Annotated in this window: 10 protein-coding genes; 9 read left to right on the forward strand and 1 reads right to left on the reverse strand. The window is 47.4% G+C overall.

Features of this window, described 5'->3' with window-relative positions; all coding sequences use genetic code 11:
- Window positions 1-209: 209 nt before the first annotated feature.
- A complete protein-coding gene (locus LKE40_12495) occupies window positions 210-860 on the reverse strand; it encodes a GntR family transcriptional regulator (GenBank protein MCH3918249.1) in 651 nt (216 codons plus the stop codon).
- Between the two features lie 205 nt (window positions 861-1,065).
- Between LKE40_12495 and LKE40_12500 the strand changes: the two genes are divergently transcribed.
- The 9 genes from LKE40_12500 to LKE40_12540 all read left to right on the forward strand — a co-directional run bounded on the left by LKE40_12500 (window position 1,066) and on the right by LKE40_12540 (window position 11,850).
- A complete protein-coding gene (locus LKE40_12500; GenBank protein MCH3918250.1) occupies window positions 1,066-1,956 on the forward strand; it encodes a transketolase in 891 nt (296 codons plus the stop codon).
- The gene (locus tag LKE40_12505) at window positions 1,953-2,879 is read left to right on the forward strand and encodes a 1-deoxy-D-xylulose-5-phosphate synthase (GenBank protein MCH3918251.1); all 927 of its coding nucleotides are present in this window, start codon (window positions 1,953-1,955) and stop codon (window positions 2,877-2,879) included. Before LKE40_12500 ends, LKE40_12505 begins: the two co-directional genes overlap by 4 nt.
- A gap of 11 nt (window positions 2,880-2,890) precedes the next feature.
- On the forward strand, window positions 2,891-4,171 hold the full coding sequence (locus LKE40_12510) for an iron-containing alcohol dehydrogenase (protein ID MCH3918252.1): 1,281 nt from the start codon (window positions 2,891-2,893) through the stop codon (window positions 4,169-4,171).
- Between the two features lie 64 nt (window positions 4,172-4,235).
- Window positions 4,236-5,054: a sugar phosphate isomerase/epimerase gene (locus tag LKE40_12515; GenBank protein ID MCH3918253.1), complete on the forward strand. Its 819-nt coding sequence runs from the start codon at window positions 4,236-4,238 to the stop codon at window positions 5,052-5,054.
- Window positions 5,055-5,056: 2 nt separating this feature from the next.
- The gene (locus tag LKE40_12520; protein ID MCH3918254.1) at window positions 5,057-6,124 is read left to right on the forward strand and encodes an AbrB family transcriptional regulator; all 1,068 of its coding nucleotides are present in this window, start codon (window positions 5,057-5,059) and stop codon (window positions 6,122-6,124) included.
- 224 nt (window positions 6,125-6,348) lie between these two features.
- Window positions 6,349-8,214: a sigma 54-interacting transcriptional regulator gene (locus tag LKE40_12525; protein ID MCH3918255.1), complete on the forward strand. Its 1,866-nt coding sequence runs from the start codon at window positions 6,349-6,351 to the stop codon at window positions 8,212-8,214.
- Between the two features lie 640 nt (window positions 8,215-8,854).
- Window positions 8,855-9,310, forward strand: coding sequence for a tripartite tricarboxylate transporter TctB family protein (locus tag LKE40_12530; protein MCH3918256.1), 456 nt, complete (start codon window positions 8,855-8,857; stop codon window positions 9,308-9,310).
- Window positions 9,311-9,323: 13 nt separating this feature from the next.
- On the forward strand, window positions 9,324-10,823 hold the full coding sequence (locus LKE40_12535; protein ID MCH3918257.1) for a tripartite tricarboxylate transporter permease: 1,500 nt from the start codon (window positions 9,324-9,326) through the stop codon (window positions 10,821-10,823).
- A gap of 43 nt (window positions 10,824-10,866) precedes the next feature.
- On the forward strand, window positions 10,867-11,850 hold the full coding sequence (locus LKE40_12540) for a tripartite tricarboxylate transporter substrate binding protein (GenBank protein ID MCH3918258.1): 984 nt from the start codon (window positions 10,867-10,869) through the stop codon (window positions 11,848-11,850).
- Window positions 11,851-11,904 lie beyond the last annotated feature (54 nt).

An 11,904-nucleotide genomic window follows, 5' to 3' on the forward strand; every position in this document is an offset into this window, starting at 1 on the left:
TTTTGAAGTTTTGTTTCAGACCGCTGATTTTATCTGCAAAACTTTAGATACCAATTTGGTTTGGAGTACAACAGGTGATTTTTGGTATTTTCCTTTGATATCGGACCGATATCCCTTCGGTGATCCGGCAGATTTCTGTCCGGTTAGGATAGGCGATTCCTGTTGGTCCTGTGCCAGCTGTATACGTATGCAATCAAGAGCAAAGGCAATCACTTGTCGGTATCAGACAGCTTCTGTACCATGTCATGCAGAATATGTTTTTTCAGCAATTCCTTGGCTTCTTGTTTTTTGTTATCCTTGAGCAGCTGCATGAGTGTACCATGTTGTCCTATGTACATGGATAGCTCCTCGTCTGGTTCATCTTGTTCGATTCTCAGTTGCTGGACCTTTGCGTCCAACCGGTTGTAGAGATCCATCAAGGCGTTATTGCCTGTTGTCTTGATTAGTGCCGAATGGAAAAGGGAATCATATTCAAAGGCCTCTGCACGTTTCCCTGTGGAGAAAGCAAAAAAACAGTCTGCGGCATGCCGTGAAAGTGTGGGGAAGTTCAGTTCCAATATCTTCTGATCGATGTTATCGATTGCAAAGCACTCCAATGCGATGCGTACCTTGGCTATATCAAGTGCCTCCCTGTCATTTATCTTGTTCACCTCGGCATGTGTCCGTGGGTTCAAGGTTACCAAACCATATTCACTCAGTCGCCTGATGGCTTCCCTTATGGGGGTACGAGATACCCCGAACTGGCGGGCCAGTTCTTCTTCCTGTATTTTTTCTCCTCCTTTGATTTCCTTGCTCAGGATCTTTTCCTTGAGTACTTCATATACTTGATCCGCGAGACTTGTCTGTTTGATTAATGACATTTGTTTCCTTTGATTTATTGTTTTGTGTATACAATAAACATAATGCCTTATTTCGTCAAGTTTAATTCATTTTGAAAAGAATTCAATAATTTACATTTTATTCCAGGAGAAAAATTTCAACTGTTTTTCTTGACAAAAGAACGAAACAATGATAGGTGTATTGTATACTGTATACTGTATACAATAGTAACAGCAAGGAGATGAGATGGACAAAGGAATATCAGAATTGCTGGCAGATCCTTCCAGAAAGATGAATGCCGAGGAACTGGCTGTCCTTGCGGCAGTGTTTCGGGGAAAAATGTTTGAAATCCTGCATCAGAGGGGAACAGGTCATTGGGGAGGAGCTTCTTCCTGTGCAGAACTGATTACCTCGCTTTATTTCAACAGGCTGAACATAAAGGCCGATTGTCCGGAATGGGAAGATCGTGATCGTTTCATACTGAGCAAAGGACATGCTTCCGTGAATCTATATACCGTCATGGCATACAGGGGATTCTTTTCTACAGGCATGCTCCCTGAGTTCAGGACGTTGGGCTCCTGCCTGCAGGGACATCCCTGCATGACGAAACTGAAAGGTGTGGATATGTCTACGGGGGCTTTGGGACATGGTATTTCCGTAGGATTGGGTATGGCCTTGGCCGCACGGATTGCCCATAGGAACTATTGGACGTATGTACTGACCGGAGAAGGTTGTCTGGATGAAGGTTCGAGCTGGGAAGCACTGATGGCGGCATCCAAGTATAAGCCTGAGCACTTGGTACTGATGATTGATTACAATAAAGTCCAGTTGGACGGTACTGAGGATGAAATAATGCCGTTGGAACCTTTGGATGACAAACTGAGGGCCTTTGGATGGAATGTCTGTCCCTATGGACTTGACGGCAACAATACGTCTGATATCCTGCGGTCCTTTGAATGGATGGATGAAGAAGGCTCATGGCCGAAGGCTGTTATCTACAATACCGTCAAAGGGAAAGGCGTGTCTTTTACTGAAGGAGACCATAAGTGGCATGGGGCTGTCATTACGGATGATGCCTTCGAGAAAGGCATCGTTGAACTGAATGCGGATATCGTTTCAAAGGAGGCGGCATTATGAGTGAAGCAATGAGGGATGCATGGGGTATGGCACTTGTCTCCTATGGAGAAGAGCACCCGGAGCTTGTCGTACTTGATGCTGATGTTTCTTCTTCGACCAAGAGTCGGCTCTTCGGTGAAAGATATCCCGAACGTTTCTTTAATCTCGGAGTAGCAGAAGGCAATATGGTCGGTACCGCAGCAGGCCTTGCAACGGCGGGTTTCCATCCTGTGGTCAATGCTTTCGCAATTTTCCTGGCATTGAAAGCCAGCGATCAGATTCGCAATGATATCTGTTACAACAGCTTGCCGGTAGTCATAGCAGGGGCTTATGGAGGACTTTCCGATTCCTTTGATGGTGCAAGTCATCAATCAATTGCCGATATAGCTATCATGAGGGCTTTTCCCAACATGCAGGTGATCGTTCCTGCCGATGCCGGGCAAGCGGAAGCTGCTCTTGCATATGCCATGGTCCAGCATGGACCGGTGTATGTGCGGTTGAACCGGAATGCGATGCCTGACCTTCCTTTTTCGGCTGATTTCGCCAAGGGCAAGGCCATATGTTGCCGAAAGGGCAGTGATGTGACCATTGCTGCCAACGGCATTACGGCTTCCCTTGCCATGGAAGCTGCTGAAAAGCTTTCAAAGGATGGTATCGAGGCTGAAGTCCTTTCCGTTCCCTTTGTGAAACCTTTGGATGTCGATGGCCTTGCCGGAAGTGTTGTGAAGACTGGTCGGATTCTGACCGTCGAGGAACATAACCTCATCGGAGGTTTTTCAGGAGCGGTAAGCGAGGCTTTCATGAAGAAAGATATCTGCTGCCGTTTTGACAGCATCGGAATCGAGGATAGATTTACAGAAACAGGTCCATATCTGCCGTTGTTGGCGGCCTATGGAATCAGCAGTGAACATATCGCAAAACGTGCAACCGCACTTTGCAAATAGGAGAGGATATCATGGATTATAGAAAGAAAGCTTATGATTTGCTGAAGGCTTGGAAAGGTGAGAGCTATGTCTTCGGTATGGGAGTACTTGACCAAGTAGGAAGTATAGCAGCGGGGTATGGGAAAAGAGCTTTGGTGGTATGCAATGATACCTATATGAAACCAGTGCTTGACAGGATTCTCCAGTATCTGGATGCTGCTGGTGTCGAACTGGTCGGAGGGCGTGTGGCTCCGGATGCAAAGCCGAATGCACCGAGGGAAGATGTCTACCGGCTCGTCACCTATATCCTTGACTATAAGCCTGATTCAATCATTGCCGTCGGCGGTGGTTCCACCATTGATGCCTGCAAATGTGCCGGTGTCCTCGTGACGCTCGGTGGAAAGGTAACGCCGGAAGTCGACCATTACTTCGGAACCGGGATTGTCAGCGAGGAACTGGCAAAGACAGACAGCAGGTTGCTTCCTGTCATTGCCGTGGAGACTTCTGCTTCCAGTGGAGCCCATCTTACCAAGTATTCCAATATTACGGATCCTGTGGTTGGACAGAAGAAACTCATCGTGGACGAAGCTGTCATACCTGCTACCAGTATCTTTGACTATGAAGTGACAGCTACGATGCCCGTACGTGTGACGATTGACGGCGCTTTGGATGCCATTGCACATACCTTTGAGGTCTATTGCGGGGCGAAGGATGAGAAACTGGAGCTGTGCAGGCAACTAGCGGAAACTGCTATCAACCTATGTGCAGAGAATGCGCACAAGTTGGTCGATGACCCGACAGATCTGAAAGCACGCGAGGCCATAGGTCTGGCAACTGACCTTGGTGGTTATGCAATCATGGTCGGTGGAACCAGCGGTGCCCATCTGACGAGCTTCTCCTTGGTCGATATCGTGGGGCATGGAACGGCCTGTGGCATCATGAACCCATACTATGCCATATTCTATTCCAAGGCCATCCAACCTCAACTTAGAGTCGTAGGTAATATCTTTGCAACCCATGGATATGCCGATACAGACATCGGGCATCTGGAAGGCCGTGCCTTGGCTGAGGCTGTCGCACGGGCGATGATTGCCTACGGGAAGAGCATCAATGCACCTACGACACTGGGCGAGCTCAGGGGCTTTACCGAACAGCATATCCAGCGGGCACTGAAAGCTGCAAAAGATCCTCAGCTGAAGATGAAGTTACAGAATATGCCGGTACCGATGCGTGCAGAGGATGTCGATACCTATATGGAACCGATACTCCGGGCTGCTGTAGCAGGTGATTTCAGTCTCATCAAGGAGATGTGACGATTGTCGCAGTATCCGCTGGACAGGCGGATGCTGTTCTTGAAAACTGAAAAGGAGGTGACCAATGAAGATTTCAGTTGCAATTGCTGGCAGCGAAGCGATGCCGGATGCCTTTGTCGTGTTCCGTGGTCTTGAGACTTCGATTGAAAAAGCTGCCCGGTTGGGATATGACGGCGTTGAACTTGCGTTGAAGCGTCCGGATGAAATCGGGAGGAAAGACCTGAAGGCTTTGCTGGATAAGTACGGTATGGAAGTGTCCGCAATATCCAGCGGTCAGGTATGGGCAGCACGGGGATTGAGTTTTATGGAAGAAGATCCATGCAAGCGGGAGGAGTTGTCCAGGACGTTCAAGGGATTCATTGACCTTGCTGCAGACTTCGGTGGCTTTGTGAATATCGGCCGTACAAGAGGAAGCATTGGTGAAAGAGATCGCGGCCATTGTATTCAGCTGTTCCTTGATATGGCTGGAGAGCTGAGTGTGTATGCACAGGCGAAGGGCGTCGGGCTTATATTGGAGCCTGTAAATCGATATGAGATTGATTTTGTCAACACCCTTGATGAGGGCGCAGAACTGGTACGTATGGTCAATCAACCGAACTTTTGTATGATGCCCGATGTATTTCATATGAACATCGAGGACAGGGATTTGCATGGAGCATTGCTGGAAAATCAAGAAATGATACGTTACATACATTTTGCTGATTCAAACAGACATGCACCGGGGGATGGGCACCTTGACTGGAATCAGATATTCGAAGCTCTCTCAGAGATGGCATACAATGGGTGGACGACCGTAGAAATATTGCCTTGGCCTGATCCTGAAACCGCTGCCCGGCGTTCGATTGAATTCCTTCGTGGCACATACGGCAGGTTTTATACATAAATATGTCGGAACTGGTAGCATGTGTTGTAATTTCCATCATAGGAGGATTTGTAGCCCGAAAGCTTCATATACCGGCACCTTTCCTTGTCGGAGGCATCCTTGCTGTCGGTGGCTATAGCATCCTGCTTCGGCTTCATTGCCATTTTCCAGTGGTCAAGTTCTGGGTACAGGTCATAAGCGGGACATATATCGGCAGTACCATTGACAGACATTACCTTGCGCAGAGTCGCAAATTGCTTTTTCCCATTGTATTCCTGGTGAGTGGGATGTTGGTCGTGAACCTAGGAATGGGAAGCTTGATTCACTTTATGTCTGGCTATGATCTGCTGACGTGCCTGATGGGGACGATACCTGGGGGTGTGACCGAGACTGCTGTCATTGCCGAGCAATTCGGTGCTGATGTGTCGGTTGTCGCATTGCTTCAGCTGTGCAGATCGGTATTTTCCATCATGCTGTTCCCTTTCGTGATAAAGTGGTTGCTTCGTAAGCACCGCCACGGTCTTGAAGAACAGCTCCATGAGTTGCCTGCTCCTGCTGGAAAGGTAGGATCTGACGAGAGTGTTCGAACGAAGCTGCCACGGTTGTTGGCATCATTGTCCATCGGGACCATCGGTGGTTTCCTTGGACAGTATGTCCAGTCAATTCCTGCATCGGTCCTCGTGTGCTCCCTTCTTTGTGTCGGAGTTTACAACCTGAGTGTCCACAAGGCCTACTTGCCCATGCAGGTGAAACGGGCAGGACAGGTCCTTACCGGTGTGTTCGTCGGTACGAAAATGACTTATGAGACGATTCTCAACCTAAGGTCGATCTTGCTTCCCGTGGTCATGCTGTTGACCGGATTCCTTGTCTTCCATACGCTCTTGGCTTTGCTGGCTTCCCGTGTATTCCGAATGGATTTAGGGACTATGCTTTTTTCCTGCATTCCTGCCGGAGCCAGTGATGTAGCCTTGATTGCAGGAGACTTGGGTTGTGACGATCCCGGTATTACCCTGTTCCAGCTATCACGTTTGATCTCCTGCATTCTTCTTTTCCCTGTGGTGCTTCTTCGCTTTGCGTCTCTGTTTTCCTAGAAACGGCTTTGATGATATTTTCTTCTGGGTCAGCATTGAAAAAGGTTTACTTCCAGAGTGTTCGTGTTAGAATGGCATGCATATGAAAGAAGGCCTATCTCCGATTGAATGGAACGTGATGGCTGCCAGGTGGTATGCACTGGCATATCTACTGCAGGTGAAGGTCCCATATGGATGTTCCTTTCTGATGATGGCAGGATTACATGCTTTGTAGGATATAACAGATGACGAAGATATTCTTTATTGTACCATATGAGGAACTTGAGGTGCTATTCCGTGAGGAAGCCTCCGTATACAATGTATCGAACATTGTGTGTGAATTCAAACATATCTATGGAAGTGACTATACAAAGCTTTCTTCCATAGATGCCGACATCATCGTGGCTCGTGGAATTACTGCCCGAGCTGTGGAGGCTTGCCATCCTGATGCCAATGTAATACCCATACCGATGGGTACGAATGACTTGCTGGAGGCATTGTACAAAAGCCGGGAACATTCGGCCAAGTGCATTGGTCTCCTTGCAGAAAGCAGAGAAGTATGCGATGCTGCCCATGTTTCACGGATGATAGGCAAAAAGGTAATCATGTACATTGCCAATGATCAGGAAGAAGTCAGGGCAGGAATCGACCTGTTGCGTTTTAAGGGTTGCTCTCTGTTCGTCGGAGGATTGACCATGGCACGCATCTGTGAAGAGAAGGGCTATGACTATATTTCCATCCAGACAGGACGACATGCGGTCAAACGTGTGGTAAGGGATGCCATAGCTTCTGCCCGTTCCTTGGAGAAGGCAAAGGTCAGGACCAATCTGCTGGTTTCTTTGCTCAACAAGGGAGATGATGCGATCGTGGCAATCGATAGCAAGGGTATGGTCATGGAAAGCAACCTGCTTGCTGACAATCTGTTTGGGAAAAAACTGACGGGAACTATTCTTGAGAAAGTATATTGCAATCAGGCTGTCAATCTGGCAATGGAGCTCGGTACAGAGAATGAGTTCATTGACGATATCGGCAAGGATCCGATGTTCATCACTTGCCAGCCCATCGGTAAGGATCCTATAGGATATAAGGTCCTGTTGATTTTCCATAGGATCGAAGCGATACGGAATGAAGAGAGCAAGATTCGCCGTGAATTGAGTAAGAAGGGACTCATTGCTCATTATACCTTTGGGAACATCATCACGGACAATGCACAGATGAAATTGCTGATTCTCAAGGCCAAGAGATATGCGTCGGTCGAAGGGTCAATCCTGCTTGTCGGCGAAACTGGAACAGGTAAGGAAATGTTCGCCCAGAGTATCCACAATGCTTCATCAAGACGTAACGGCCCGTTCGTTGCTCTCAACTGTGCTGCTTTGTCAGAACAGTTGTTGGAAAGTGAACTGTTCGGATATGCTCCAGGAGCCTTTACCGGTGCACGGAAAGAAGGCAAGGTCGGTTTGTTCGAACTGGCACATACGGGTACGATTTTCCTTGATGAGATAGGAGAGATGCCGATACAGTTACAGGCCAAGCTGCTGCGGGTACTGCAGGAACATGAGATAATGCGTGTAGGTGGGGATTCGGTGATTCCGGTTGATGTCCGGGTCATCAGTGCGACGAATGTCGATATCAGTGAGCGGATCAAACACAATACGTTCAGACTTGATCTGTTCTATCGGCTGGGGCTGTTCATACTAAGTCTTCCTCCCTTACGGTCAAGGGAATCTGATATACCCTTGCTGTTTACATATTTTCTCAGGCAGTATTGCATTGCGGCCAAGCGTGAAGTCCCCCGGCTTACAACTTCTGCCTGTCGATTGCTAGAGGAGTATGCATGGCCCGGCAACATTAGGGAGCTGAAGAATGGAGCACAGCGGTTGGCTGTGTTGAATCGTTCCTCGATTGTCGATGAAACTGCTGTCCGTGACTTGGATATCAATACATCGATGTTCCAGAAGCAGGCCGTCGAACAGAAATCCACTCGGAAAATGAGTGCATGTGAGATTGCCATGCTATACAAGGAAAGCGGCTTGAGCAAGGAAGAATTTGCTGAGGAATTCGACATGAGTAGGACAACGCTATGGCGGAAACTGTCTGAAGCAAAGAAATAATTCAGCATAGGACACGTTTTTGGCATGCTGCGTCAGAAGTCATTTACTTCTGTATGCCGATGGGTCGTATGACCTTTCCTTATCTTTCTGTGTGGCTATGTTTTATCTGACTGTTCAGAACGTGTTTCATAGGTATTGAATGAAACATTCCATTGGTCCCAAGAGAAAAGTTGACAAATATGTCTAAGTAAATTTTTATATTTAATTTATTCTTGTATTTGTAAATAATCAAATATTTTCAATGATTTTCAAGAGAAGGCCAACATGCGTATGTGCAGTTGGCATGTGTCTTGCTGTAGTACTCCTTGAAAACAAAAGGGAGGAGTGTCTATGGAAGTATCCGGACCAATCCTAAGGATTTGACTGGGAAATACAACCGAAGTCAAACCGGAAGTAATTGTAAAATTATCGAATAGCAGCCTTCTTGTGAAGTATTGTCGTCCGTTGGCTACCGACGATTACAGGAGCCTTGACAGGATCCCGATGCTTACTGGAAAAACTTGCCTTATATATGGCGTCTAAGCTTTTATGTTTGGATATATAGTAGGATTCTGCTTTGTACCGTTGCACAGGATGGTTTTCAGACAATATGGCTGCAGATTTTAAGTGAAGAACAGATTGACGGAAAAGGATGCAAAATATGAGTAAGCTCGGCAGATTAAAGACGAAGATCATCATTCCGATTGTTGCTTTTGTCTTCGGTGCTGTTTTTTCTTTTCTTGGGATAACCAAGTATGGCTTTTACCATGCAACAAAGGGGCCATTGCCCGGCTTTTTCCCGTCGATTGTCGGCATTTGCCTCATGATTGTCAGCGTGATGACATTGTTGCAGGTCAGATCGGATGATGATCAACACAGCAGGAAGGAAAACTGGTATCCGGTTCTTGGTACCTTAGCCATCTTGCTAGGATGCTTGGTTTTTGGCATGTATCTGTCACTTGGGATATTCCTGTTCTGGTGGGTACGTATCTATGAAAGGGCCAGCTGGAAGGCCACCATAATATGTTTCGTCATCATGGGAAGTATTGTGATCGGGGTCTTTGGCTGTTGGCTCAACATAGCTTTTCCCAAAGGTCTGCTGTTTAGCTGGATGTAAAGGGGGTAGGTGAATGCATAATCTCATGTTGCTGGGCAATGGTCTGCTCAATGTCCTGTCGATACAGAATCTATTGGTTACCGGCCTAGGGGCAATCCTTGGCTTGATGGTCGGAGCCATGCCTGGGATAGGTTCCTTGGCAGGTGTCGCATTGTTGCTTCCGCTTACCTATAAGTTCAATCCGACGACGGCAATCATCATGCTGGGGGCACTATATTATTCGAATATGTACGGAGGTTCATTCAGTGCCATTCTGTTGAATATTCCCGGGGACAGTCCTGCAGTTATGACGACATTGGACGGCTACCCTATGGCTACAGTAAAGAAACGACCTGGGCAAGCCTTGTATACATCCAATCTATCCTCATTCATCGGTGGATTCATCGGTATTGGAATTCTCATATTCATGGGACCTGCATTGGCCGAGTTCGGATTGAAGTTTGGTCCTGTTGAAATGACAGCCCTGCTCTTGGTCGCTATGACCAGCATCGGATGGTTGGTGGGTGACAACCCTACGAAAGGTATTGTCCTTACACTTGCCGGAATATTGGTTGCGACTGTAGGCATGGATACGCTGACGGGGTCACCGAGATATGATTTTGGCAACGTGTTCCTGCTGGGTGGTATACCTTTTATCCCGTTTGTTATCGGTACTGTCGGTTTTGCCCAGGTCATGAAGTTGATTGATGAAAAGGATGTCGGTACAAAAACCATGGTCGAGGGAAAGATGTCCCTGAAGGGTTCCCTGCTGTCTCTACATGAGCTGCGCAGGCTGTTGCCTCCTGCCATCAGAAGCGGTTTCATGGGAACGTTCGTAGGAGTGTTACCCGGAGCCGGAGCTACGACGGGTTCATTCCTTGGCTATGCCATGCAGAAGGGTTTCAAGAGCGAAGAACCTTTGGGGACCGGTGCCATCGAAGGCATTGCTGCATGCGAAGCTGCGAACAATGCCGCAGCTGCCGGTTCTTTTGCACCTTTGCTTGCCCTTGGAATCCCTGGCTCGGGTACAGGAGCTGTTCTTCTCGGTGGCTTGATGATGTGGGGGTTGAATCCCGGGCCTCTTCTGTTTTCCTCCCAACCCGAATTCTGTTGGAGTCTGATTGCTTCCTTGGTGTTGGCAAATCTGCTGACGCTGGCTATTGCCTTGGGAATCATTCCATGGATAACCCGGATTCTATCAGTTCCGATCAAGTTGATGGTTCCCTGTATCACGATCGTCTGTATCGTAGGTTCCTACAGCAGTACCAATTCTCTGTACGGTGTCATCGTCATGTTGATATCCGGAGTCATCGGTTATCTCTGTGAGAAGAACGGGTATACTACGGCCCCTATGCTGCTTTCATTTGTACTTGCGCCTCTGCTGGAATCAAACATGAGGAAATCCTTCATCATAAGTCACGGAAGCATCTCTATATTCTTTACAGAACCGATTGCTTGCTGTTTTATGGTTGTCTTGTTTGCAATCATTGCTACCCCAATCATCAGAGGGATACTATCAAGGGAAAAACGATAACCTGAAAATTGAGGTTATCTTATTTACATAAAAGGAGTTGATTATGTATAAAAAAATCTTGACAGTCGTTGCTGTCGCCTTATTGGCTTTTCCTGTCTTTGCAAACGGAGATAGTGAACAGAAAGCTGGAGGTACCTTTGTCCCGACGCAGAACATCGAGTGGTACTGTACTTCGTCACCTGGAGGCGGAAGTGACATCTTTACCAGGACCCTTCAGGATATCATGACATCTGAAAAGCTAGTGAACGGCCAGAATATCATTATCCAGTATAAGACCGATGGGGCAGGAGAAGTCGGCAGGGCATTGGTCTCGACAGTAAAGGGTGTCAAGGCCGACCACACCTTGCTGACATTCAACAGCGGAGATCTGATGCCGATGGATAAAAATACTGACCGCCGATTCTCTGATTTCCAGCCTATTGCCCATATGGCAGTCGACAACCATTTGATTTTTGTTACTCCTGATTCCCGGTTCAAGGACTTCAAGGAAGTCCTTGAAGCTCTGCAGAAGGGAGAAGATGTCGTGATGGCTGGTTCCAAGGGAGATGACATTGCCTGTCACGCTGCTTTGGTCAAGGAACTGGGTGTTTCTGCCGATCAGTTTGCTTTCATTGTGAATGATTCTTCAGGTACTGCCATTACCTCAATCCTAGGGAACCATGTGGATCTTCTTATCTGCAAACCTGCAGCTGCTTCCCAATATGTAGAAGCAGGACGTTTGATACCGATACTTGCACTTGCTTCGAAACGGTTCCCTGGCAATCTGCAATCTGCACCGGTCCTTTCAGAGTTGGGATATCATGATGTTGAGGTGCCGAACTGGAGATCCGTCGTCGGTTCGAAGAACATGAGCCCTGAAGCAGTTGCCTATTGGAGTGACGTGTTCAAGAAAGTATCCCAGTCCTCTGCTTGGCAGGAGGGATATATCAACAAACAGAAACTGGTTGCCGATTATATGGACTGTGTAACTTTCAAAGCATATGGAAGCAAGTTTGAAGCAGATTATCTGACTTCAATCGGGAAATGAATCATGGGTTCATCAATGATTTTGATATCAACTGCAGTACCTATACTGCAGGTC

The sequence above is a fragment of the Spirochaetia bacterium genome, assembly GCA_022482625.1.
In the GTDB taxonomy this organism is placed as follows: Bacteria; Spirochaetota; Spirochaetia; order Sphaerochaetales; family Sphaerochaetaceae; genus Pleomorphochaeta.